A 24,948-nucleotide genomic window follows, 5' to 3' on the forward strand; every position below is an offset into this window, starting at 1 on the left:
TATTATAGTTCTTGTAAGACCATTCTAAGAGAGGTACAGGTATTAAGGACATGAAATAAGTATTCACGATTTTAGTTAACTGAATTCTAAAAATAACGACGAACCTATTATAGGGACGGTTTCTTTAGAATTGCGTAAAACTAATCTGAAAGTGGATTCTATTTCAAGAATGTCATAATACCCAATTCCTAATTTAGGGATAGGTCTATTTTTACATACTGAAATTCAATCTTCTTCAGATATTGAAGGAGGTTTTTTTATGCTAATCGAAGCAACAAATATAAAAAAAGCAATTGGTGAGAAAGTCCTATTTGAAATTCCTAAGTGGATTATTTATCCAGGAGAGCGCATTGGAATTGTCGGTTTAAATGGAACCGGGAAAACAACATTACTAACTATTTTAGCAGGTAAAGAAGAAGCTGATACTGGTAGTGTTGTAATTAATAGCCCGATTGGATTTATTGAACAACTACCAGAAAATCAAGAAACAACATCCTTAAGTGGTGGTGAAGAAACGAAGCAACGAATTCAAGAAGCTTTTCAAATGGAGACAGGTTTACTTTTCGCTGATGAACCTACCAGCCATTTAGATCAAGATGGGCGAGCTTATTTAGAAAAAAGATTGAAACATTTTGCAGGTGGAGCCTTAATTGTTTCTCATGATCGTGCGTTTCTGAATGCTGTTTGTACAAAAATAGTCGAACTTGAAAATGGCGTCGTTCATTTTTATTCTGGGAATTACGATGCGTATCGTGAACAAAAAGAAATTGAAAAAATGACTGTAGAAAGTGAATATATAACTTATGAAAAAGAAAAACGTCGACTAAAGAAAGTGGCCGAGGCAACAGAAAAACGTGCGGCCAAAGTGAAAAAAGCGCCAAGTCGTATGGGAAACTCTGAAGCAAGACTTCATAAGATGGGCGATCAACGTGCTAAAAAGAAACTTGGTGAAAATGTAAAGAATGTGGAGCAAAGACTCCAGCACCTTGATGTGAAAACAAAACCTATTGAACTGGCACCGATTAAAATTAAGCTGGATAAGGGACGTGAGATTCACCAAAAAATCGTGTTATCTGGCTCCAAAGTATCGAAAGGTTTTAGCACGAAACAACTACTAGAAAATGCTGAATTTACTTTATATAACCATTCTAGAACGGCTCTGATTGGAGCAAATGGAGTTGGGAAAACAACATTAATCAAAATGATTATTGAGCAAGATAAACACATCCAGCAAGCTAAAAATGTTGAGATAGGTTATTTTAGCCAAAAGCTAGATGGCTTAGATGAATCACAGAGTATTTTAGGAAATGTCATGAAAGAGAGTATTCATGAAGAGGATTTTGTTAGGATGCTATTGGCTCGGTTGTTGTTCAAAGGGCAAGCTGTTTACAAGAAGGTTGCGGTAATTAGCGGTGGTGAGAAAAATAAAGTTTCTATGGCTAAATTATTGGTTAGTTCCGCTAATGTATTAATCTTTGATGAACCAACAAATTATTTAGATTTGGCTTCAATCGAGGCAGTTGAATCGGCTTTGAAATCTTATGAAGGAACCATTTTATTTGTTTCTCATGATTCGCAATTTGTTGAAAATATAGCGACACATTATTGGCAGATAAGTGATAAAAAAATAAAAATGTGGGAACCAGAAACGTTGGAAGTTAGTCCAGAATTAGTGCAGGATGCCGGAGCAACTTTATTAACTTCGGAAGAAAAAATGCTTATTGAAAACCGCTTATCTGCTTTATTAGGAAGAATTTCTATGCCAAGTAAGAAAGATAATGTACTTGAACTAGAAAAAGAATACCAAGAGTTAACTCAAAAATTAAAGTAATAGAATTGAGGATCATAGACTTGTAGTGAATATGTAAGAAAATCTAGTTATAACTCATAAAGCAAGAAAAGCCAAAACTAAGTCATTTTAGTTTTGGCTTTTCTCTTTTTTTATTAGTTGGATAACGCAACTAACTCCATATAATAATCTACCTCACCAGTTAGATAGTAGTTGTACCAAGCTTCAATCATTGGAGTTGGGAAAACAGCGAGAGCAGTTAAAATTTGTTTAGCGAAAAGTAAAGCACCAGCAGGGCTAGCTGTAATCAGATTATTATCCGTCATAGAAAGTGCTTGCTGATACAGAGCTTGTCCTTGGTAGGTTGGTGAAAAGCCAGTCAAAAATTCAAGGGCGGAACTCGTATGTTTACGAGTATCTAAAACAGCTAAATTAGCTAGTGCTAGAGTTGCCCCGCAGATAGCTGCAACTAAGATTCCTTGTTCTAAATAATCAGGAACCTCTTTTAGAAGCGCTTGGTGCTGAGGGGCATCCCAAGTGTTTGCTCCAGGAAGTAAAAGTGCCGCCATTTGGTTTGAATCAATTTCAGCAATAGAACAATCTGGCGTGACCGTCAAACCGCCCATTGTTTGAATTGAATCTTTGGTATATCCAACTGTTTTAATCGTATATTTATGTGAGATTTTATTTTGCATTCCTCGCATATTAATAGCAGAAAGAACATATGAGAGCTCCCAGTCAGCCATAGTATCTAAAAGATAAACATAAATAATTTTTTTCATTACAATTCAACCTTCTTTCTTATTTAAAACTAGTTTACCAGTAGAATGGTGACAGCTGTATGTCAGTATTCTAGTCAGAAATGACGATTGGGTTTTAATTAATTTTAAAAAGCAAGCAAATAAAGGCTCGTGTGACTAAATCAGTTAAAATCTACGGACTTAAATTATAGCGATCTGTTCGTACTTCTTCTATAAAAAGGAAAAACCAGTAAACAACTTATGATTTGTCTTATCTTGTTCAAACTCTTAAATAGCAGTAAAAAAATTAATAAGAAACCGGTTGCGAAAAATAAACTTCCATGATATAGTTAGTTTGTAATTGAGAAGGATTGTTACTGCAACAGCAGGCAAAACCTAAATTGATTCGAAATCACGCTAGTATTTGTATACGTGAGTTTGGAATGAGTTTAGGTTTTTCTTTTTTAGATGAATCGGGGGGAGTTAAGTTTGATAATTGAAAAAATATTGAATAATAATGTCGTTTTAACCTTGACCGAACATCAAGAAGAAATGGTTGTTATGGGACGTGGTCTCGCCTTTAAGAAAAAGGTGGGGGATGAGATTGATCCAACTTATATTGAGAAGACTTTTGTAATGGAAGGTAAGGAAATAACCAATCAATTAGCAGAGCTGTTTGGTGAAATCCCGCCTGAAGAAATTGAAGTTACAAATGAAATTATCAAGATAGCCCAAGAAAAAATTGACAATAAACTAAGCAATAATATTTATTTAACCTTAACGGATCATATTCATTTTGCCATTACTCGCACAAAAGAGGGGCTAGAAATAAAGAACCCGCTAATTTGGGAAATTAAGAAATTTTACCAAAAAGAGTATCAAATTGGCGTTCAAGCGATTCAGATTGTTAAGGAAAAACTAGGCATTGAGTTGAGTATTGATGAGGCAGCTGTGATTGCGTTACATATTGTAAACGCCTCACAAGGGGGATATAATTTAAATAAAACCTACCAAATCACTCATATCGTGCAGGACATATTAAATATTGTCCGGTTGCATTTCGGTTTAGTCTACGATGAAAATTCTTTAAACTATACGCGGTTTGTCACCCATTTACAATATTTTGCACAACGAATGTTAAATGAAGAAATTCCTAATACCGGGGATGATTTTTTGTTCGAGCAAGTTCAACTAAAGTATAAAAAAGCGTTTGAATGTTCAATTAAAATTAACGAGTATTTGGAAAAAGCGCATCATAAAGAATTATCAATCGATGAACAAGTTTATTTAACCATTCATATTCATCGTGTTACAGAAAATTAATACTATCACAAAATTGGATTGTTACTGGTGATGCAGGCAAAACCTAAGTTGATCGTAAAAGTCTAGACCTATCAGGCACTAGATTTATACTATCAATTTAGGTTTTTTATTTTAAATGTTAAGTCTGTTGGCTTGATTTGGTTGTATCACTATAAAAATAAAAACAAATAATAAGCAAACAGGGAGAGAGAATTATGGATAACAAGCAAATTGCTCAAGATGTCTTAGAATTAGTAGGTGGCGAAAAAAATATTAACTCAGTCGTTCACTGCGCAACGCGGTTACGATTTAAATTAAAAGATTCAAGTGTAGCGAATCGTGCAGGTTTAGAAGCGCATGATGAAGTGATTACAGTTGTTGAAAGTGGCGGACAATATCAAGTTGTAATTGGAAGCCATGTAAATGAAGTCTATAAAGAATTAATGGCAATCACTAGTTTAGATACAAACACTGGTGGAAAAGAAGAGTCTAAAGAAAAAGGTTCCGTAGTTAGTACCTTAATTGATGTTATTTCAGGAATTTTCACGCCGTTTCTAGGTGCAATGGCAGGAGCGGGGGTTCTAAAAGGGTTCTTAGCGCTAGCAATTGTGATGGAGTGGTTAACACCTGAATCAGGTACGTATATGGTTTTATTTGCAGCAGCAGATGGAGTGTTTAATTATCTACCAATTTTCTTAGCCTTTACAGCAGCTAAGAAATTTAAGACAAATCCGTATGTCGCAGTAGCGATTGCTGCAGCATTGATGCATCCAGTCTTTAATGCCGCAATTGCAGAAGGTGCACGTCTAACATTCTTTGGTATTCCGTTTACAGCAGCATCATACGCATCAACGGTTATTCCAATTATCTTAGCAATTTGGTTGCAAAGTTATGTAGAGCGCTTCTTTACTTCTTTCATACCAGAATTTGTTAAAATTATTTTAGTTCCACTATGTGTACTACTAGTTATGGTTCCAGTAACATTTTTAGCAATTGGACCTTTAGGCGGATTGTTTGGAACATGGTTAGGTATGGTTTATAGCGGAATTTACAACTTTAGCCCAATTATCGCAGGTGCATTTATGGGTGGTTTCTGGCAAGTATTAGTAATCTTTGGAATGCACTGGGGCTTTGTTCCAATTATGATGACCAATTTAACTGAATTTGGTTTTGATACAATGGTTCCAATGTTATTACCAGCAGTGCTAGCTCAAGGTGGAGCAGCAGCTGCAGTCTTCTTTAAAACTAGAAATACAAAAATGAAAGCTTTAGCAGGTTCTTCAACCATTACAGCTTTATTCGGAATTACTGAACCAACTGTTTACGGTGTTACTTTAAAATTGAAAAAACCATTTATTGCTGGTTGTATTGGTGGTGCAATCGGTGGTGCTGTAGTGGCATTTGCTGGGGTTAAAAACTTCACTTTTGGACTGGTTAGTTTGTTAAGTTTACCAGGCTTTATTAGTACAGATCCAAATGTATCGTCAAGTATTACAATGGCTATTATTGGTACAATTATTGCCTTTGTAATTGGTTTTGTCTTAACTTATATTTTAGGTTTTGAAGATGTCCCTGAAGACAATACAAGTATTCCTGTTGCTAAAAAAGATGAACCACAAGCTGGAGACGCAGGAACGTATATTGAAAAAGAAGTAATTGAAAGTCCATTAAAAGGTCAAATTATTCCTCTTTCTGAAGTCAAAGATGAAGCATTTGCATCAGGAGCATTAGGTAAAGGCTTAGCGATTCAGCCAAGTGTTGGTGAATTAACTTCACCAGTTAATGGAATTGTGACTATTGTTTTTCCAACAGGACATGCAATCGGAATTATTTCAGATGATGGAACAGAAATTCTAATGCACATCGGTATGGATACTGTTCAATTAGATGGTGAAGGATTTACTACCCATGTAAAACAAGGTCAACATGTGAAAATTGGTGAATCCTTAGTCAGCTTTGATATCGAAAAAATTCAAGCAGCAGGTTTTCCAACTGTGACGCCAATTGTTATTACAAATTCGAAAGATTTCTTAGATGTTTTAACAACTGAAAAAGAAGATGTTGAGCCAAAAGATTATCTAATGACAGTTGTAATCTAATGCCAAAAAGTTTATGATAGAAGTATCAAGAAAGCACTTGCAACTTGCAAGTGCTTTTTCTTACAAAAAATAAAAAGGTGGGTTTTTAATATGAGTGGAGAAAAGCAACCAACAATTATTTATTTAGCTAGACATGGACAAACTTGGTTTAACACGATGGGACGTGTGCAAGGCTGGAGTGATACGCCTTTAACACCGGCAGGCATCGAAGGAGTAGAGAAATTAGGTCGAGGATTAGCGGACCATCACTTTGTTTCAGCTTATTCAAGTGATTCAGGACGTGCTAGAGAAACTGCCCAAATTGTTTTAGCTGCAAATAAAAAGGGAAAAGATTTACGCTTAAAAGAACGAAAAGATATTAGGGAAGCTTGCTTTGGTAATTTTGAAGGTGATACAGATGAGAATATGTGGACGGCAATGGCTCAACATGTGGGCTTAGAAACGCCAGAAGAGATGATGGCTGAAATGAATGTTGAAGGGTTTAAGAAAACGATGAATGCTGTATCAGAAATTGATCCTTTAGGGATTGCTGAAGATTTTCCAACATTACAAAATCGCTTAAAAAAAGCCTTTAGTGAAATAGCAGAAGAAGCTGACCAAAATGGGGGCGGCAATGTTTTTGTTGTTAGCCATGGTATGTCAATTGTTGCATTAACAGCAGGTTTAACGCAAGATACTCCTATTTTTGGTGTTGAAAATGCTAGTATTACGAAGCTTTATTATGAGGCTGGAGAATTTAGTGTCAAAGAAATGGGCTCGATGGATTATTGGAAATAAGAGCAGATATTCTGCTCTTATGATAAAGAAACTTTATTTTTGTAATAAGGATAAAGCTATCTATTTTATAACATATTTAGATACTAGTATTTTTAGGTGCTTCTTCTAAGGGTTAAGAACGTAAACCCAGTTTTGAGCACTACATAAGGTAGTAAAAGAACGATTAAATAAGCCGAAACAAAAACATAGGCATCTGGTGGTCTCGGAAAATCTAATAAAGTCCTATAAATACTGGTTATTAGACCACCAGTATTAAATTGTAGTTCTATAAAAATCATGACAGAAACCATTTCCAGATAGACAATACCAATAACTGATTTTAATGGACGAATTAGATTTGGTAAAAGATAAGTAACAAAGAGTCGACTATGTGAAAAACCTAATGAACGAGCAAATAGAAAGTAATTAGAATGATAAGCGTCTTTAATATAAGGTGTCAGATAGTTGATTAAGAAAATACAGGGAAAAATAGTGAGAATAAAAAAAGGAACAAGAAAGATAGGTTGTCTTGGGGTACCGATAGTTGTTAATAGGCGAATGCCAGTAGCTTTATGTAAACTAATAAAGCTCCACTGTAAAAATAAGACCAAAGTAACAACTGGCAATGTTTCTAAGTTAGCGAAAAATTTCTGTAAAAAATGAAGCTGCTTTGGTTTTAAAAAGCGATAGAAATAAGCATAACTAATAAAAAATAGTGCAACAAAAAGCAAGCTACTGCTGATTAATAGTAAGGTATAATTTTGTCCAGCCGTTTGATAATTTTGAAAGAATAGTTGCCAAAAGCTAAAAGAGAGTAGGTGCTGAATCGTTTGTTGAAAAGAGACAGTAAAGTTTGAATCAAGTTGATTAGCATTTAAAAAATAACAAACCAAAGCAATTACTCCAAGAATAAGCAAAATTGAGTATAAGGACTGTTTAATCAACGATTTAGATAATTTCATTGGCTTCAACTCCTGTTAGAATAGATTTTAAGTTCTGATTAATCTGAGCAACAATAAAAATAAATAGGCAGTATGCAGCCATGGGAATTAAAAGTGTCCAAGGCGTTACAGCTAAATATTGAATATTTTGCCCAATAATCCCACTCCATTCATTAGATAATGGTAGGTAATATTGGGTACCTAAGTCCAGTTCGATTAATAATGTTCCACCTAAAAAATAGTTGAAATAGGCAAGATAAACAAATAGAGCTAGATTTTGAGTAACAGTTTTAAAAAATAAAGCAAAGCTTAGAATAGTGAGTTGCGGGCGTAAAGCAACTAACATCATTCGACGAGGAGTACTGCCTAAAACGAGACTTGCTTTTGCATAGTCTGTCTGAAATAAATAAATAAGTTCATTATGAAATAATTGAATTAAATTAGGGAGGCTGATAAGCAGTAGAACGATTAGTTGTTTGATTAATAGTACTTGATTGGAACTAGGGTTAGGTTCTGTATTAAAAATAGTAGTGAAGTAAATAGGTATAATTAAGAGCAATAATAAAAAGGGTTTCGGAAATAAGGTTAATAGTTTATCCAAATAAGTAAGTACATAGCCAACCCAACGTTTTTTTTGATACTTAAAAGTGAAAGAACTAATGATAAAGCTGATAGTTAGTTGAGCGAGGCTTAAGAAAAAAACAATGATAAAGGTATACTTAAAGCCCTGAATTAATTTAGAAAGCAGAGTAAATCCAACTAAATCTGTTCCAAATGGCTTAACCGTATTTGGCGAATAAGGAGGGAAACTAATTCCATCCTGACTTTTTAAGCTTGGAACTCTAACTGTCATCCAGTTAGATAGTACGGGTTCATACAAAAAACTTATGAGTAAACAGATGGCTAAGAAGCTAAGTAAAAGGATTAAGTTCAGTTTATGTTTTTTCATTTGAACCTCCATTAAATTAATTTTTTCGAGCTACCTAATGTTTGATGAGCTTTTTTATATCTAAACTTACAATAGTTGAAAGAGTCGTAATAGTCAATCGTTCAGTATAAAAAATAGAGCTGATTTCAGCGTTAAAAATAGTCAGTTCTATTTTTATTTTTCAGAGATTCAACTAGCTTTTTATTATCTAAAATAGTAGCTGAAGAATAAATATTTGATCTTTTAAAATACCCATTTGATTAAAAATTTTTTAAATGCTAAAATTATATTTGATTAAAGGGATGGCTTAATGGCAGAAAAAATAATATAGGGATAGTGAAGTTCAGTTTTTTTCTAAAAATATAAGACACTAAATAGTCATTCTGTTTTTTGTGATTTATTCATTGAATCAAACTGAAAACCTTGGTAAAACAGCATTGCTTGCACAACGAGCTTAACTATTTTTCAATGCTTGTACTCTAGTCCTAAAGATTTAGGGTTGCTAGTGATACAATCTTTCATTCCTATCAAATAGGAGTTATAAATAAGAGGACAAGGGGAATCATATGGAATTTAGTGCACAAATAAAAAAAATACGAACAGATAATCAGCTCACTCAAGAACAGTTAGCTCAGCAATTAAATGTTTCCAGACAAACTATTTCAAGTTGGGAAAACAATAGAAATATTCCTGATTTGGAAATGGTTGTCAGTATTGCTAAATTATTTAATATTTCCCTTGATCAACTTATTTTAGGAGACGATATTATGAGGGAAAAATTAGTAAAAGATTCTAGTGAAGTGAAAAAGGCTAAAATAAATATGGTCAGCGTTATTCTTTTTTTATTAGGGGTACTCAGCCTGACTGCTAAATCTATTATTGGAGCAAAAGTCGGTAAAGATGGAGTCTTACACGAACCATTTGTCTTATTGCCTTTGGGATACTTACTTGTGGCAGTTGGCATCATTATTTTTGTTGTAACTCTAATAAAAAATAGAAAAAAATAAATTTTATTTAGGCTAATTCTTGCTATTGAAAATGACCATTCCAAAAAGGAGTGGTCATTTTTTTGATTCTATCGTGTTGTTTTATTTTTAAAGTATTTAGTTATAGAATCAGTTGAATTATGCTCATTTCTTAATTATAGGTAGCTCTGTTTTAGTTGCAACTGCATCTTTTAAGAATTTTTGCATGATGCCGATTCCGCCAGCTTCAGCTAGAGGGAAATTTAATAGTAGAGTAGGCCCGACTATTTCTCTAAGTAAAGCTTGAAACTTTTTTCCACCTAAAATAGTTAGAGTAGTCTCGGGGCGATTTAGTTGCTGCCATTGTTTTTTTAATTCGGCTAATTGGATTGTGTTTTGATTAACGCCTTTTAATGTAAAGCGAACATCATAAGTCTCAGAAATGAAGTCATCAGGCTTTAAAAAACCATAATAGGGCGATAAAATTAAGTAATCAGAGTCAAACTCTTTAGCGTAGGCCTGACAAAGTTTGTGGAAGGTACCAGTGTAGGCTTGATTTGCTGAAATTGAACCAATGTCAGGTGATTTATCCCAAATTTTAGGCTTCCCACTAGGTATAATGATCATAAATTATGTAACCTCCTGTTGAATTTTGCACAGTCTTTATTTATATACTAGAGTAAATTTAGTATACCACAGAATCTATCGTTAAAATGTTTCCAATTTAATAGGAGCAGCCCCAACGCCTCTCACACCTTATACTTGCTTTATTTTAGTTAAACGGATATAATCATTTACAAGGAACAAATCGAATATTCTCATAGGGGAGTAACTGGCAGCAGATTGCTGTGGCAACGTCACCAACAAGTAGTTTTTAAATCCATTCTACTGGTGTTGTCTTAAATAGTGAGACTTATGCATGCCGTTTTTAGTAAACGAGTATGCATAAGTCTCTTTTTTTATGGGAATATCGATTACTATTATAATGAAGTGGAGATGACGGGATAGTGGATAAAAAAGCACAGCTAAAGGAAACTTTTTACACGCAAGAAACAGATCAGGTTTTAGAGAAATTAGGTAGCTCGTTAAAAGGGTTAACTAGCTCTGAAGCAGAAAAAAGGTTATCTGAATATGGCGAAAATCAATTAGATGAAGGAAAAACGAAAAGTCTATTTGTTAAATTTCTTGAGCAATTTAAAGATTTTATGATTATTGTTTTGCTGGCAGCAGCCTTAATTTCTGGCGCATTTGGTGATATTGCTGATGCCGTTATTATTCTTGTTGTTGTTATTATTAATGCTATATTAGGTGTGGCTCAAGAAGCTAAGGCGGAACAAGCGATTAATGCCTTAAAAGAAATGGCTTCGCCAGAAGCTCGTGTGAGACGTGATGATCATGTTGTTTCATTAAAGAGTGATGAATTAGTACCTGGTGATATTGTGTTACTAGAAGCCGGAGATGTGATTCCAGCTGATTTACGTTTAATTGAAGTAGCTTCGTTAAAAATTGAAGAAGCGGCTTTGACTGGTGAATCTGTTCCTGTTGAAAAAAGTTTAAGTTTACCTGATGGGGAAGCTGGAATTGGCGATCGCAGAAATATGGCTTATATGAACAGTAATGTGACCTATGGACGTGGTATTGGTGTTGTTGTTGGAACCGGTATGAACACAGAAGTTGGAAAGATTGCTGGAATGTTGCAAGCAACGGATGAAAATATCACGCCGTTACAAGAGAACTTGAATCAACTAGGAAAGTATTTAACGATTGCGATTTTAGTGATTGCTGTCGTAATGTTTGGGATTGGTATGGCCAATGGACGCGAATGGCTTGATATGCTATTGGTTTCAATCTCACTAGCAGTTGCAGCCATTCCAGAAGGTTTGCCAGCGATTGTCACAATTATCCTAGCTTTAGGAACGCAAAAAATGGCGAAACGTAAGGCGTTGGTACGTAAATTACCTGCTGTTGAAACATTAGGGAGTACAGAAATTATCTGTTCAGATAAAACGGGTACGTTAACATTAAATCAGATGACAGTTGAAAAAATTTATTATAATGGTGAAGTTAGAGATGCTAAGGAGCAATTAGATTTAACTGAACCAGTGTTGCGCATTATGACGTTTAGTAATGATACGCAAATTTCCAGCGATGGCAGTTTAATTGGCGATCCAACGGAAACGGCTATGATTCAATATGCTTTAGATAAAGGGTTAGATGTGAAGGCTGAGTTGGCGAAAGAACCGCGTGTTGGTGAAGTTCCTTTTGATTCAGAACGTAAATTAATGTCAACGATTCAGAAATTAGCAGATGGTCGCTTTTTAGTGACAACTAAGGGCGCGCCTGATGAACTATTAAAACGTTGTCTGAAAATTGATAAAGCGGGCCAAGTAATCGAGATGACGGAAGCTGAAAGAGCAGCGATTTTAGCAACGAATCATTCTTTAGCTAAACAAGCTTTACGTGTCTTGGCGATGGCATATAAATTTATTGATGCTGTTCCAGAAAAATTAACGACAGAGACAGTTGAAACAGATTTAATTTATGCAGGGATGATTGGTATGATTGATCCAGAGCGTAAAGAAGCAGCTGAGGCTGTTCGAGTAGCGAAAGAAGCTGGTATTCGTCCAATTATGATTACTGGTGATCACCGTGATACGGCAGAAGCTATTGCAGTTCGTTTAGGAATCATCGCTGAGGGTGATGATGCTGCTGTAATTACAGGAGCCGATTTAAATAAAATTTCAGATGAAGATTTTGCCAAACAAGTTAAGGATTATTCCGTTTATGCTCGAGTTTCGCCAGAGCACAAGGTTCGGATTGTTAAAGCATGGCAAAAGGCTGGTAAGATTGTTGCGATGACAGGGGATGGAGTTAATGATGCTCCAGCACTTAAAACAGCCGATATTGGAATTGGGATGGGAATTACTGGAACAGAAGTATCAAAAGGCGCCAGTGATATGGTCTTGGCGGACGATAACTTTTCAACGATTGTCGTGGCAGTTGAAGAGGGACGTAAAGTTTTCTCAAATATTCAAAAAGCCATTCAATATTTACTTGCGGCTAACTTAGGAGAAGTATTAACGTTATTTATCGCAACTATTTTAGGTTGGTCTATCTTAGCTCCTGTTCATATTCTTTGGATTAACTTGGTTACAGACACGTTCCCAGCGATTGCGTTAGGTTTAGAACCTGCTGAAAAAGATGTGATGAAGCGCAAACCACGTGGTCGAAATTCCAATTTCTTTTCTAATGGAGTTTTAGGTAGCGTGATTTACCAAGGGATATTAGAAGGTGGAATTACCTTGTTTGTTTATTGGTGGGCCGTTACGTATCCAGTTCATGCCAACGATGTAGCAATGCATTTAGATGCTAAAACAATGGCTTTTGCAACTTTAGGTTTGATTCAATTATTCCATGCATTTAATGTGAAGTCGATTCATCAATCAATCTTTACGGTTGGAATCTTTAAAAATAAAACCTTCAATTATGCGATTGTGTTGTCGTTTGTCTTATTGGCAGCAACCATTGTTGTACCTGGTTTAAATGATGTGTTTGGTGTTGCTCATTTAGATAGTCACCAATGGGGTGTTGTTGTAGCTGCAGCATTCTCAATTATTCCAATTGTAGAATGTGTTAAATTTGTTTTGAGAAAAACAAAATACAAAGCTGCTTAAAATTAATCTATTCATTTTAAATAAAAAAAGTTGAGACACAGATGTCTCAGCTTTTTTTATTCGTATCAGTTGTACAAGCTTCATAGATTTGGTACACTTTAGACAACAAAAATCGATTATTAGACTAGCTCTTATGAGCCAACTCCTCGAGAAAAAGATGAAAATTCGAGAGGACGAAAAAATGTCCTATCAATTTTTCCTATTTTCTTGCCAGAGTTAACCGTCTCAACGATATTTTTATTAAGTAGTAAGGGGAATGTTTATGGGAAAACTAAAAGAATCAAGGCTCTTTTTCTGGTCAATTGAGTTGTTAACCTTGGCAACGCTGTTATATGTATGCACCAAAATTGGTTTTCTTTTTCAACCATTTGGGATTTTAATTTCAACGTTATTTGCACCAATTTTAGTTGCTGGATTTTTATATTATATGATGAATCCGCTGGTTCATTTACTAGAAAGGTTTAAAATTAAACGCTCATTAGCGATTATACTTATCTTTATTGTGTTGATTGTTTTGCTGTCATTTTTGGTTGTCACAATTATTCCTAGTCTAATTGATCAAGTCTCACAATTTGCTCAAAATTTTCCTAGTATGTTAAAAGAAGGGCAAAATCAATTGGATTTACTCGCTAAACGTCCAGAATTACAAAATATTGATATGCAAGAGTACATTAATGATTTAAATTTATCGACCTCAAAATTAGTTACTGGAGTAGTGAATGGCTTTACTAGTAGCGTATTTTCAATCATAGGGGTTATCTCAAGTGTAACCTTAGTGATTGTTACGGTTCCGATTGTTTTATTTTATATGTTTAAAGATGGTGATAAATTACCAAATGCGATTGTCCGCTTTGTTCCAAAAAGTTATAAACAAAGAGTCTTGGATTTGATTTCTGATATTAATTCGACTCTAGCTTCTTTTATTAGTGGTCAAGCGCTTGTCTGTTTATATGTAGGAACCTGCGCTTTTATTGGTTATTTAGTGATTGGCATGCCTTATGCACTACTTTTAGGTGTGATTGCTGGGGTGATGGATATTATCCCTTATCTAGGGCCTTGGTTAGGTGTTGCACCAGCTATTTTGATTGCGTTAACTCGTTCTCCTTTAGAGGCTCTTTTGGTGGCTGTGATTATTATTGTCATTCAAATCGGTGAATCTAATTTAGTTTATCCACTAGTGATGGGGAAATCATTAGATATGCATCCGTTAACGATTATTTTTATCTTGCTAGTGGCAGGTAATTTAGCTGGTTTAGTTGGAATGATTATTGGAATACCAGCTTATGCTGTGATAAAAATTATTTTACATCATCTTTATCGAGCTGTGGATGATAAAAAAGGCATCCCGCAATTAAATCGCTCTGAAATTGAAGAAATATAAGTTAAATGAGTTTTAGATGATAAAGAAATGATAAAATGGTTGATTATTTTAATTTAAGCAGTTATACTAAATGAAAATAATTAAATTTAAAATGCAAAGACAAGGAAAGTATAATTTAATAAACCTTCATTAGAGAACTCATGCATGCTGAAAGTGAGTAAGGGGATTAAGTTTGAAAATGGCCTTCGAGCAGAGAATAACTGAACTGTAGTGAACTACTTTAGGTTATTACGGGAGCACCCGTTAGCGTGCCACAGTATGACGGATGGCAATTTCCAAGTACTGATAGAGGTAAAGGCAGTGATGCTTTTATAAAAAAAGGTGGTAACACGGAAAAATTTAACTTCCGTCCTTAAGCAGAATCTAATTCTGTCTTAAGGGCGGAAGTTTTTTTGATTAAATAAGCATAAAAGAGAAAGTAGGAGATAAGAATGACCAATTTAACCGAAGAAAAAAATTTAGTTCGAACTAGTCCACCTTTTAGAGCCGACCACGTTGGAAGCTTTTTACGTCCACAACGTTTAAAAGAAGCTCGTAAAGCTTTTAGCAATCAAGAAATCACTCAAACAGAACTGCGAGCAATTGAAAATGCTGAGATTATTCAGTTAGTCGAGCAACAGAAAGCCACGGGAATTCAATCGATTACTGATGGTGAGCTTAGAAGAAGTTGGTGGCATATTGACTTTTTAGAACAGCTAACCGGGATTGAAGGGTACGAATCAGAGACAAGCTATGATTTTAATGGCGTCAAAGTCCGTCCTTATAACATTCGAGTAGTTGGGAAAGTTGATTTTAATCCAAATCATTCATTTTTAGAAGATTTTAAATTTTTAAAAGAAGCTGTTGGATCAGAGGGTACAGCGAAACAAACCATTCCTAGTCCAAATATGTTGATCCACGATGGAATTCGTAATGAAGCCATTTATCCTAATATTAACGATTATTTTTCTGATTTGGCAAAAACGTATCAAAAAGCCATTCAAGCATTTTACGATGTTGGTTGCCGTTACTTGCAAATTGATGATACTCATTGGGCTCTCTTAGCTGCTGAAAATAAAAAAGAACTATTTGAAAAAAATGGGGTTGATCCAATTGAATTAGCTAAAAGATGTGCAGCGACATTAAATAGTGCGTTAGCCAATAAACCTGCTGACTTGGTAGTGACAATGCATGTCTGTCGTGGAAATTTTGCGTCATCTTGGGTCTATTCTGGTGGTTATGAAAAAATTGCAGAATCCTTATTCAGTGTTAATGTTGATGGCTTTTTTTTAGAGTATGATAATGAACGGTCAGGAGATTTTGCTCCATTGCGCCACATTACGCGTTCTGATTTACAAATTGTCTTGGGATTAGTTACTTCAAAAGAAGCGACTTTAGAGGATAAATCCCAGATTAAAGCTAGAATTAAAGAAGCCACAAAATATGTGCCGCTTGAAAATCTGTGTCTAAGCCCACAGTGCGGTTTTGCTTCAACTGAAGAAGGAAATAAGATTAGTGAAGAAGATCAATGGGCTAAATTACGTCATGTTGTTGAAATTTCAGAAGAGGTATGGGGAAAATAAAAAGTATGATGCGGTTATCATGGATTCAAATAAAAAGTATGGAGATTTTGTTCCTCCATACTTTTTACTAGTTATAGCATTAACGAAGTAACCCCAAGCTACCAGTTAATTTATTTATTTGCTTCTTATCGCCATACAAGGCTAACCCTAAATAATTAAAATCATCGGTAGAAGTTTTTTTTGATTTTTCGATGTAATCTTGATAGTGTAATGCCGTTTGAGCAACATCTGTAAAATCAATAATGAGTAAATCCGGACTCATTTCAGTTGCTTTCTGACGAAGTTTTTTGATATCTTCACTGGTACTTTTTAAAATTGGAAAGGGCAATGCTGTAATTCCAGCATGTTTTTCACCAACAGCGTCTAGTGTATCTACTCCTACCACTGAAGGGAGCTCTTTTCCCAATGAGACACCTAAAACCGTTGCAGTATTGGCAATTAATCCGATAGGTAACGTCTCATCAATTAATAAAACACATTTTTTATTTTCCAAATAAACACATCCTTAGCTAAGTTTAAAGATATTTTGATACTGTTTAGGTGTTAATCCGATACACTTTTTAAAGGTATTAGAAAAATGACTTTGATCATGAAAACCAGTTAATCCTGCAACTTCAACCAAAGGAATCCCTTTTTTAAGTAAATGAATAGCAGCCTGAATTCGAACAGTCTGTATATATTGAAAAGGAGTTAAGTTTTGACTCTTTGTAAAATTACGTAAAAAATGATACTTACTCAAGTCTGCAATGGTGCTTAAATCTTCAAGATGGATGGTTTCAGCGTAATGCTCTTTTATAAAAGCGAGAACATGCTTCATTTTTTCTGGACTTGTAGGTGCTTCATTAGCTTGAATCGGTGAAAGAGTTAGGTTTGATGCTGAAAGAAGTTGTTTAATAAAAAAATAAAAACACTCTTCTTTTTCAAAGCTGCTCTTTTTTTGGAAAATAGCGATATGAACATCTCTAAGTAGTTCACCTAGTTGTTCATTTTTTACAATTGAATGTTGAAAAATCGGCAATTCATAGCTGCCAGTAATCTCATAAACAGCTTTTTGCAAGACCTCAGTTTTTAGATTCAGCGCCCGATAATTCAGTTGATAATTTTCAAGCGTTTCACAAGCATGAGTATCTAGTGGGTTTAATAATAAAGTATCGCCAGTCTCTAAACGATAATCTTGTTGATTAACTGAAAGCTGGCGTTTACCACATTCAGTATAACCCGTGACATAATAGTCATGAAAATGGGCTGGGAATGCTTGAATAATGCCTTCAAAATGATACGCTTCAATATCTAAGTCATCATCATAGATAATCTTTCGATTCTCAATATCCATCTAATACCTCCTTGTTTTTAATGATAGCGTACTATGTTTAAGAAAGATTGTAAAATATTGCGAATGATCTTTTTCTAAAGGTTATTTCTATTCACTCAGCCTTAGATTTGTTATAGTAGAGGTAAATTCAAGGTGGAGTGTGAGGATATGTTGTGGTATCAAAATTGGTTGCATGTTGTTTTTTATGTAGTAAAATTTTGTCTAACAATTTTTTTAGCAATTGTTGTTTATCAAGCTCTATTTGCTACAATTTTAACGAAAGAAATCCATATTGTTACGTATATTTTATTTTGGTTTTTTAGTGCGTATGTTGTCTTACCAAGGTTAAATAGACTTCTTGCTCGATTTTATGTACCAGATTATTTTATTGGTCGTGCTAAAACTAGTGATGGCCTGTTAGGTGATCCAATTAATTTAGCTTTTTATGGCAGTGAAGAAGACTTACTCGTAGCCTTTGAAAAAGCTGGCTGGCATCAAGCGGATCCTCTTACTCTTAAATCTTCAATAAAAATCGTCACATCAAGTGTTTTTGGAAAATCTTATGAAAAAGCACCTGTAAGTTCTCTTTATTTATTTGGTGCTCAGCAACAAGATTTGGCTTTTGAGCGGGAAATTGATGGAAACCCTCGTAAAAGACACCATGTCCGTTTATGGAAAACACCAGAAGATTGGCATTTACCAGGTGGGAAACAGGCGGATTGGATTGGCGGTGCCACATTTGATAAAAATATTGGGCTGTCCTTATTTACGGGTCAAATCACGCATAAAATCGATGCAAATGTAGACAAAGAACGTGATTTCTTAATTGAAACACTTCAAACTAGTGGTTGTATTAAAGATATTTATCTTGCGGAACATTTTACTACGAGCTACCATAGTCGTAATGGGGGTGGGGATCGAATTCATACAGATGGAGCGTTACCTTTTATCACTATCCAATCACATCAAATAATGAAGGGAGAGAGTGAATGAACATTCATGCTCTCTTTTTTTAGAATTAATTACTTTACCTGTCGTGGTAATTATGTTATACTTTTACTACACCAGTCGTAGTAATATGGTGAAAGATTGGAGGCATTAGTATGATTAGTAGTGATGTTATCCGTGGACATAACGATACCATTATTTTAGCTATATTAGTTAAAGGAGATTCCTATGGATATCAAATTTCAAAAGAGATTGCCTTGAGATCAGAAAATATGTATCAAATTAAAGAAACCACTTTATACTCTAGCTTTAATCGATTAGAGAAGAATGGCTATATTGCTTCTTATCATGGAGATGAAACCAATGGGCGCCGGCGTACGTATTATCAAATCACAAATTCAGGATTGAAGTACTATCATGAGAAATGTAAAGAGTGGGAAACCATTAAGCAAATTATTGATCAATTTGTAAAAGGCTAATTCTTATGAGCCAACTCCTCGAGAAAAAGATAAAAATTCGAGAGGACAAAAAACGTCCTATCAATTTTTCCTATTTTCTTGCTGGAGCTAACCGGCTCAACAAAATTTTTATATAAAGGGAGTGTTTAAAATGGACCAGATTAGAAGTTATATAGAAGCCATTTTTAGTGAGTTGCCAAGAACTAAAGAGATTGTGGATATGCGTTTAACAATGCTGGAGAACATGACGGAAAAGTACGAAGAATTGCTAGCTGACGGTGTCGGCGAAAATGAAGCAATCGGGACCGTTATCCGTTCAATCGGTTCGGCAGAGGATTTAAAAAAAGAATTAGAGTTAATAGAACCAACTGAGCTTGAAGAGAAAGAGGCAGAATTGGTTGATACTAAAAATAGAGGATTTGGGATTGCTTTTTCAATCTTTCTCTATATTAGTTCTCCGATAGTTTACTTGATTTGGCAGAATATTAGTGAAACAATGGCTATTATTGGTTGTCTATTTATTGTTGCACTGGCAACTGCTAATTTGATTTATTGGGGTGTTAGAGGGAGCAAAGCAAAGAAAGCTCAACATGAAGATGAGTTTCGAGAAGATGGACAAAAAAGCCCTAAACAGAAAAAATCGGAAGCTCTACAAAGTATCATTTGGACTACTGCAACGCTTATTTACCTCGTATTGGGTTTTTTATTTAATTTGTGGCATCCTGGTTGGTTAATATTCCTAGTTGCGACCGGCATTAATAGTTATCTGCACTATCTTGCTGGGGAAGAAGAAGCTTAAATTAAATTGCCGTCTATCTCTAAAAAGCGTATACTTTATAATAGGTAGTGAGAAATGTAAACCTAATTTTAGTTTAAGATAAGGAGACTGTTTCATGTTAAAAAAGAGAAATGGATTGGCTTTAGTGATTTCTTTGGTCATCTTATTATTAGTTGGTTGCACAAGTACAAGTAGTGACGTGCTATCAGATAAATTTGATCAAAAAGAAGTTCAAAAGCAAGCAGAAACAGCAATAGAACTGTTCAATAATCAAGACTACCAAGCTTTAATCCAATTATTTCCCGAGGATTTACAAAAGGAAATGAGCCAAGATAGCTTTAAAAAAGCCTTTGAAAAATTTGTAGCAGACAAAGGTGAATTAAAAGAATTTGGTAAAACAACGATGCGAAATGAAAAGAATACTACTGGCGATGGTGAAGTGGCAACGACTATTCTTCCAGTTGAGTATCAAAAAGGCAGTTTGAATTATATGATTAGTATCAATGAACAAGGTGAGCTAACTAATTTTTTAGTTAAATAATTCAAGAAGCAATCAGAAGTTATTTCATCAAATAAGGTGGTGAAGTTTCTTCTGGTTTTTTTATAAATTTTAAAAATGAGTAGAAAAGAGGGCGTATAAATGAAGCTTGAACCTTATTACCGCAAAGTATTTTTTTATGAAACGGACCAGATGGGAATTGTTCACCATTCAAATGTTATTCGTTGGTTTGAAGAAGCTCGATTTGATTTATTAGATCAGCTTGGTTACGGCAGTGGCTTCTTAGAGGAAGAAGAGTTAGGAAGTCCTGTGTTAGATGTTGCTTGCCAGTATAAAACGATGGTGCGATTTAATGATGAATTAACGATTCGTATTGGTGTTAAATCAAATTCTAGTGCTCGTTTAACATTTAACTATCTAGTTTTGCATGGCGATAAGATAGCAGCAAGTGGTGAAACCACCCATTGCTTTATTAATAAAGCTGGGAAAATAATTTCCTTGAAACGCCAATATCCTGTGTTGTATCAAACTTTAGAACAATTAAAAGAGGAAAATAAGTAAATAAAAAGAGAATAAAACTTAAATCCTAAGACAAATAAAATAGTGGGATAATGATCCTTGTTTACTGATTTATTTAGCCTATATTTTCTTGAATTTGCAATGATTAATTCAAACTTAATTTCATTGTCTGCTTGCTGTTTTCCTCAAACAGAGAGCCAAATGAAACCTAAATAAATCTTTAATTTCTAAAAGCAGGTTCGAGGTCAATTTTTTTGTTGATGGTAAATTTGGTTGCGCTGCAAAGTTTTTGAAAAATAAAAATTCCTAGGTTGTTCCATTTTCCCCTCCAGGTCCACGAATCGGCACGAAACGATACATTAAGAACAACATAAAGAAAACAGGGAACTTTTTTAGGATATGATGAATGCTCCTATCCAAGCTGTTTTTAACTCAACAGATTTTTATTCAGCATTTAAAAATGGGAGTGCGGAACAAATTTTGTATACACCCGAACGGATAAAAGAATTGTCCGGACGATTTAGACATATTGAATCAGAATTAGATTCTATTAAAAGGAATTTATTGGATTATCAATGATTTGAAGGAGACAAGCTTTATTATTTTGAAAAAAGTTTGAAAAATGAAGCGATGCCTGGTGGTTTGTATTCTGAATTAAGCGAGATCGAGCAGACTAAAAAAGAAATGGACGAGTTGGGTGGAGACACGTATGAAAAAAATCTGCGATTATATCAGATAGAAGTTTGTTTAATTTGTATGAATCAATAAATTATCATTTTAAAAATGGATTCAATCAAACAAGCATATATAATAGTGGCTAATTCCTACGACATTAAGCACTATCATTTTCTTTTGAAGTAGCTTTCAATTAAATGAAAAGATGTACAATAGAATTATTAAATCGTTAGCAATACAATTTATAGGAGAAAAGACTAATGGAAAAAATTACTTCACATTTCAAAGAGAATCGGAAACTATATTGAATCACTATCGCAACATATTTTTTACTTTTGCTTATAAGATACCTATTAACACAAATTTGTTTTTAATCAATACCCGACAAGTTGTAGCACATGGAATGGATACTGGAGAAACCAGAATTGGAATAACATTTGAAGTGGATACAACTGGTGGGGGAATTCCAACGACTCCCCCAGTTGCACCAGAAAATCCATTGACTGATAACAAAGCCCAAGGTCAAGGTGATTTTCCGACAACTGATAAAAAATTGAACGGATTAGTTATGCTAGGTTAGCTTTTAATGGTTATAAACTTCTTCCTTTTCATGAAGATGAATGAAAAGCACCCCTACAATGTAAATTAAAATAGAGGTAGTCAACAATTATTTTTTAGTTGTTGGCTACCTTTTATGGTTTAGATGTTGTACATAAGGAGAAGGGAAAGGATTTCCGAAAAAGTAAGTTAAATGAGAAAAATTAACCCTAAATGTTCTTAAGTTTATAGAAAATATGGTATAAGAGTAACTTTTTTTTAAAAAATAACTATTGAATAAGGGTGGTTGGTAAAAAAATATATTTATGAACTTGATACAATGACTCAATCCTATGAAATTTATATAAAAGTAGAAAATGATGTATTACGAATTAATATAAAATACTAAAAATGTAAGGTTTTAAAGAGAGCTTTTCTTTTAATACTAGTTATTGTTCCAATAACCAGCATTTTTGATCAATTGTTACCGATTTAAGCTTGCTAATTTCACGATAAAGTATTCCTTGCGAGATCGTATTGGATTCAAGAATCGCTTTAATTGAGTATTCACCACTTTTATCCATTCGCATAGCTAGGTTAAGCTTCTCTTGTGGAATTTGCTGTCCCACGTCTTCGACTTGGATGAATCCCTTCTTTTACTCGCTCCGCTCAGCCAATAAATTAAGTTCTAATTCTGTAAAAACACTCATCATTTGAAGCATTGCTTTTCCTGTTGGTGTGGTTGTGTCCATTTTTTCTATCAAGTCTACCTTACTTTTTGGAGACTTAATTGTCATTTATTCTTTAATTTTGATAAAAACATTAAAAAAAAATTCAATTACTAAAAAAAAAAATTAATTTAGAAATGTTATTCTATAAAAACAAAATAAGTTAAATTAGAGGTGTAAATATGAAAATAGAGGATTACTGGGATGATACGACTATTTATTATGTAGAATTCCTTGTATTAATTGATTCACTAGAAAAAAAAATTTGTAAGACATTGATTTTTCCCGAAATACTAAGTGAAGATGAGATTTCTAATATTATAAGAAAGAAATTCAATTCAGTATTAAAAATAATACACTTAGAAGAAGTAGAGAGCTGCCTTTCTTATAAGTTATCTTGAGTAAGATAGAGAATGATTCAAATCCAGATTTATCAATTTTAAAGGAGAGATTACATGAAGAATACAAAGAAAATAGTAGCCTTAACAGTGGTTGGATTATGTTTGGGAGATGTATTTATTCCAAACTTGTTAAAAGTTTATGGAACCGAATCAGATCAACCTGTCGAGAGTAATGTATTACCGATACAAGATATAGTAGAGGAAAATGGAGGTGCTAATGATTTAGTAGAATCTAATGAACCTAATCCAGCGCCACCTTCTGAGTTAATTGACTCATCCAATCTGATAGAAGATGTAGACGTTATAGAAGAAGATACAAAAGAACCTATTACGGAAGCTTCTACCGAAACAGAAATTATTAATTCTGTAACACCAATAGAAGAAAAAATACCAGTGTCTGCCGGGGTAAAAGCATCTGGAACATTTGGAACCAGCCCTTGGATACTTGATAGTGAAGGAACCTTAACTTTTTCTTCAGGAGAATTTGATAATAAAGCATTACCAGCGGCTATTTCTAAAGAGCAAGTTCAAAAAATTATATTCACCGGTAAAGTTGTTGCTACCAGGGGATCAATGCTGATATTTGAGAATTTATCTAATTTGAAAAGTATTGAAAATTTAAATAATTTTGATACAAGTAATGTGACTAATATGGTGCGTAGTTTTTCAGGATGTAGTAGTTTAACAGAGTTAGATCTAACATTCTTCGACACGTCACAGGTAACAGATATGTCTTATATGTTTCAGAACTGTAGAAGTCTAATCAATTTGAATGTTACACAATTTGATACAAGTAATGTAAGGCAGATGCTTTCGATGTTTGAGGACTGTAGTAGTCTAACAGAATTAAATGTTACAAATTTTGATACAAGTAATGTAACTCATATGTGGAGAATGTTCCAAAATTGTACTAGTTTAAGAGCACTAGATATTTCAAATTTTGTGACGCCAAAACTATCTAGAAGTGGTGGTGTAAGCAGCATGTTTTCTGGATGCAGTAATTTAATAAGTCTAGATATATCAAATATTGATAACTCTGGAGTCTCATCTGCTGTAGGTAACTACAATGTTTTCCAAGATTGTAATAATTTAAAACAAATTAAATTAGGTTCATTGAGTACGTTTCAACAAAATAACCAAGGTTTACCTAATATTGATAGTTCTAATGAATACACAGGCGGTTGGGTTAATTCTGAAATGACCAATAGTTATAAAGATAGTACCTCCTTTATGAAGGAGTATGATGGAAAATCTCCTGGAATATACGTATGGGAAAGGAATGAAACCATTGATGCCAAGAATTCAAGTATGTATGTAGGAGATAAATGGAATGAGGAGGACAACTTTGTCTCAGCGACAGATAAAGCGGGAAATCCAGTTGTGTTCGATCCAGCAATGGTAAGTGGTTCTGTAGATACGACAAAAGCAGGAGAGTATCCAATCACATATACGAATGGTGCCGTAAAAAAAGAGATTATTGTTACAGTGAAAGAAAATAAAACAAGTATTGATGCCAAGAATTCAAGTATGTATGTAGGAGATAAATGGAATGAGGAGGACAACTTTGTCTCAGCGACAGATAAAGCGGGAAATCCAGTTGTGTTCGATCCAGCAATGGTAAGTGGTTCTGTAGATACGACAAAAGCAGGAGAGTATCCAATCACATATACGAATGGTGTAGTAAAAAAAGAGATTCTTGTTACAGTGAAAGAAAATAAAACAAGTATGAACTCAACTAGTATTAGTGGGGAAAATGATAAAGAAACAAGAAATAGCCAGCGTTTACCACAAGCTGGAGAGGTTCAGTCATATAATATTTTAGGTCTATCCCTATTAAGTCTAGTGACGTTTATTGCAAGTAAAAGAAAAAGGAAAAATTAATGAACTAAGAAATAGAATGAAATCAGTATTCATAAAAATTGATTTCATTCTATTTTTACTATTCGACAACTGTAA

Annotated in this window: 26 protein-coding genes and 1 other annotated feature; of the genes, 18 read left to right on the forward strand and 8 right to left on the reverse strand. The window is 34.1% G+C overall.

Features of this window, described 5'->3' with window-relative positions; translation table 11 throughout:
- The first annotated feature begins 259 nt into the window (after nt 1-259).
- Nucleotides 260-1,831: a ribosomal protection-like ABC-F family protein gene (gene abc-f, locus MHI00_RS02905; RefSeq protein ID WP_341110948.1), complete on the forward strand. Its 1,572-nt coding sequence runs from the start codon at nt 260-262 to the stop codon at nt 1,829-1,831.
- Nucleotides 1,832-1,944: 113 nt separating this feature from the next.
- Here the strand turns inward: abc-f and MHI00_RS02910 are convergent, their stop codons facing one another.
- Entirely contained in the window at nt 1,945-2,571 is a 627-nt protein-coding gene (locus MHI00_RS02910; RefSeq protein ID WP_332489876.1) for a type 1 glutamine amidotransferase family protein, read from the reverse strand.
- Nucleotides 2,572-3,018: 447 nt separating this feature from the next.
- Between MHI00_RS02910 and licT the strand changes: the two genes are divergently transcribed.
- The 3 genes from licT to MHI00_RS02925 all read left to right on the forward strand — a co-directional run bounded on the left by licT (nt 3,019) and on the right by MHI00_RS02925 (nt 6,707).
- Entirely contained in the window at nt 3,019-3,852 is an 834-nt protein-coding gene (gene licT / locus MHI00_RS02915) for a BglG family transcription antiterminator LicT (RefSeq protein WP_010054573.1), read from the forward strand.
- A gap of 194 nt (nt 3,853-4,046) precedes the next feature.
- Nucleotides 4,047-5,930 carry a beta-glucoside-specific PTS transporter subunit IIABC gene (locus MHI00_RS02920; RefSeq protein WP_010054576.1) on the forward strand — a complete coding sequence of 628 codons (1,884 nt, stop codon included), beginning with the start codon at nt 4,047-4,049 and terminating at the stop codon, nt 5,928-5,930.
- A gap of 90 nt (nt 5,931-6,020) precedes the next feature.
- Nucleotides 6,021-6,707 (forward strand): histidine phosphatase family protein, encoded by a 687-nt coding sequence (locus tag MHI00_RS02925; RefSeq protein ID WP_010054577.1) that lies wholly within the window; start codon nt 6,021-6,023, stop codon nt 6,705-6,707.
- A 92-nt stretch (nt 6,708-6,799) separates the two neighbouring features.
- On the opposite strand, the gene MHI00_RS02930 is transcribed toward MHI00_RS02925, so the two are convergent.
- Nucleotides 6,800-7,648: an ABC transporter permease gene (locus MHI00_RS02930; protein ID WP_341110953.1), complete on the reverse strand. Its 849-nt coding sequence runs from the start codon at nt 7,646-7,648 to the stop codon at nt 6,800-6,802.
- Nucleotides 7,635-8,576, reverse strand: a complete 942-nt coding sequence (locus MHI00_RS02935) for a peptide ABC transporter permease (protein ID WP_341110955.1) — start codon at nt 8,574-8,576, stop codon at nt 7,635-7,637. The genes MHI00_RS02930 and MHI00_RS02935 overlap by 14 nt, the downstream gene beginning before the upstream one ends.
- A gap of 545 nt (nt 8,577-9,121) precedes the next feature.
- On the opposite strand from MHI00_RS02935, the gene MHI00_RS02940 reads away from it, so the two are divergent.
- A complete protein-coding gene (locus tag MHI00_RS02940) occupies nt 9,122-9,562 on the forward strand; it encodes a DUF3955 domain-containing protein (RefSeq protein WP_010054581.1) in 441 nt (146 codons plus the stop codon).
- 123 nt (nt 9,563-9,685) lie between these two features.
- Here the strand turns inward: MHI00_RS02940 and MHI00_RS02945 are convergent, their stop codons facing one another.
- Nucleotides 9,686-10,147 carry a DUF6884 domain-containing protein gene (locus tag MHI00_RS02945; RefSeq protein WP_056999976.1) on the reverse strand — a complete coding sequence of 154 codons (462 nt, stop codon included), beginning with the start codon at nt 10,145-10,147 and terminating at the stop codon, nt 9,686-9,688.
- Nucleotides 10,148-10,527: 380 nt separating this feature from the next.
- Between MHI00_RS02945 and MHI00_RS02950 the strand changes: the two genes are divergently transcribed.
- From MHI00_RS02950 to MHI00_RS02960, 3 genes are all read left to right on the forward strand, one after another.
- A complete protein-coding gene (locus tag MHI00_RS02950) occupies nt 10,528-13,194 on the forward strand; it encodes a cation-translocating P-type ATPase (protein ID WP_010054583.1) in 2,667 nt (888 codons plus the stop codon).
- A 262-nt stretch (nt 13,195-13,456) separates the two neighbouring features.
- Nucleotides 13,457-14,575: an AI-2E family transporter gene (locus MHI00_RS02955; protein WP_332635290.1), complete on the forward strand. Its 1,119-nt coding sequence runs from the start codon at nt 13,457-13,459 to the stop codon at nt 14,573-14,575.
- An 87-nt stretch (nt 14,576-14,662) separates the two neighbouring features.
- Nucleotides 14,663-14,932, forward strand: a binding site (T-box leader).
- A 74-nt stretch (nt 14,933-15,006) separates the two neighbouring features.
- Nucleotides 15,007-16,137, forward strand: coding sequence for a 5-methyltetrahydropteroyltriglutamate--homocysteine S-methyltransferase (locus tag MHI00_RS02960; protein WP_341110959.1), 1,131 nt, complete (start codon nt 15,007-15,009; stop codon nt 16,135-16,137).
- A 79-nt stretch (nt 16,138-16,216) separates the two neighbouring features.
- Here the strand turns inward: MHI00_RS02960 and MHI00_RS02965 are convergent, their stop codons facing one another.
- Nucleotides 16,217-16,630 carry a DUF2000 domain-containing protein gene (locus MHI00_RS02965; RefSeq protein WP_229251707.1) on the reverse strand — a complete coding sequence of 138 codons (414 nt, stop codon included), beginning with the start codon at nt 16,628-16,630 and terminating at the stop codon, nt 16,217-16,219.
- A 12-nt stretch (nt 16,631-16,642) separates the two neighbouring features.
- Nucleotides 16,643-17,470: an AraC family transcriptional regulator gene (locus MHI00_RS02970; RefSeq protein ID WP_341110962.1), complete on the reverse strand. Its 828-nt coding sequence runs from the start codon at nt 17,468-17,470 to the stop codon at nt 16,643-16,645.
- Nucleotides 17,471-17,617: 147 nt separating this feature from the next.
- On the opposite strand from MHI00_RS02970, the gene MHI00_RS02975 reads away from it, so the two are divergent.
- The 8 genes from MHI00_RS02975 (at nt 17,618) to MHI00_RS03010 (ending at nt 21,906) form a co-directional block, all read left to right on the forward strand.
- Nucleotides 17,618-18,442 (forward strand): LssY C-terminal domain-containing protein, encoded by an 825-nt coding sequence (locus MHI00_RS02975; protein ID WP_341110964.1) that lies wholly within the window; start codon nt 17,618-17,620, stop codon nt 18,440-18,442.
- Nucleotides 18,443-18,552: 110 nt separating this feature from the next.
- Nucleotides 18,553-18,876: a PadR family transcriptional regulator gene (locus tag MHI00_RS02980; RefSeq protein WP_010054592.1), complete on the forward strand. Its 324-nt coding sequence runs from the start codon at nt 18,553-18,555 to the stop codon at nt 18,874-18,876.
- Nucleotides 18,877-19,006: 130 nt separating this feature from the next.
- Nucleotides 19,007-19,654, forward strand: a complete 648-nt coding sequence (locus tag MHI00_RS02985) for a permease prefix domain 1-containing protein (protein WP_341110965.1) — start codon at nt 19,007-19,009, stop codon at nt 19,652-19,654.
- Between the two features lie 94 nt (nt 19,655-19,748).
- Nucleotides 19,749-20,174, forward strand: a complete 426-nt coding sequence (locus MHI00_RS02990) for a DUF3887 domain-containing protein (RefSeq protein WP_057001408.1) — start codon at nt 19,749-19,751, stop codon at nt 20,172-20,174.
- Between the two features lie 99 nt (nt 20,175-20,273).
- Nucleotides 20,274-20,693, forward strand: coding sequence for an acyl-CoA thioesterase (locus tag MHI00_RS02995; protein WP_341110967.1), 420 nt, complete (start codon nt 20,274-20,276; stop codon nt 20,691-20,693).
- Between the two features lie 357 nt (nt 20,694-21,050).
- A complete protein-coding gene (locus MHI00_RS03000) occupies nt 21,051-21,230 on the forward strand; it encodes a hypothetical protein (protein WP_057001407.1) in 180 nt (59 codons plus the stop codon).
- Nucleotides 21,231-21,266: 36 nt separating this feature from the next.
- Nucleotides 21,267-21,419 (forward strand): hypothetical protein, encoded by a 153-nt coding sequence (locus MHI00_RS03005; protein WP_341110971.1) that lies wholly within the window; start codon nt 21,267-21,269, stop codon nt 21,417-21,419.
- Between the two features lie 310 nt (nt 21,420-21,729).
- On the forward strand, nt 21,730-21,906 hold the full coding sequence (locus tag MHI00_RS03010; RefSeq protein WP_229251710.1) for a hypothetical protein: 177 nt from the start codon (nt 21,730-21,732) through the stop codon (nt 21,904-21,906).
- Between the two features lie 406 nt (nt 21,907-22,312).
- Here MHI00_RS03010 and MHI00_RS03015 read toward each other — a convergent pair whose 3' ends face one another.
- Both MHI00_RS03015 and MHI00_RS03020 read right to left on the reverse strand, forming a co-directional pair.
- Nucleotides 22,313-22,453, reverse strand: a complete 141-nt coding sequence (locus tag MHI00_RS03015; RefSeq protein WP_229251711.1) for a hypothetical protein — start codon at nt 22,451-22,453, stop codon at nt 22,313-22,315.
- A 66-nt stretch (nt 22,454-22,519) separates the two neighbouring features.
- Nucleotides 22,520-22,660, reverse strand: a complete 141-nt coding sequence (locus MHI00_RS03020) for a recombinase family protein (protein WP_267495074.1) — start codon at nt 22,658-22,660, stop codon at nt 22,520-22,522.
- A 113-nt stretch (nt 22,661-22,773) separates the two neighbouring features.
- Here MHI00_RS03020 and MHI00_RS03025 point away from each other — a divergent pair, with 113 nt between their 5' ends.
- On the forward strand, nt 22,774-22,992 hold the full coding sequence (locus tag MHI00_RS03025; RefSeq protein WP_057001405.1) for a hypothetical protein: 219 nt from the start codon (nt 22,774-22,776) through the stop codon (nt 22,990-22,992).
- A gap of 54 nt (nt 22,993-23,046) precedes the next feature.
- Nucleotides 23,047-24,873, forward strand: a complete 1,827-nt coding sequence (locus MHI00_RS03030; RefSeq protein WP_341110979.1) for a bacterial Ig-like domain-containing protein — start codon at nt 23,047-23,049, stop codon at nt 24,871-24,873.
- Nucleotides 24,874-24,948: the final 75 nt, after the last annotated feature.

Origin of the sequence: Carnobacterium sp. FSL E2-0243 (genome assembly GCF_038003605.1) — a bacterium.
GTDB classification, from domain to species: Bacteria; Bacillota; Bacilli; order Lactobacillales; family Carnobacteriaceae; genus Carnobacterium; species Carnobacterium maltaromaticum.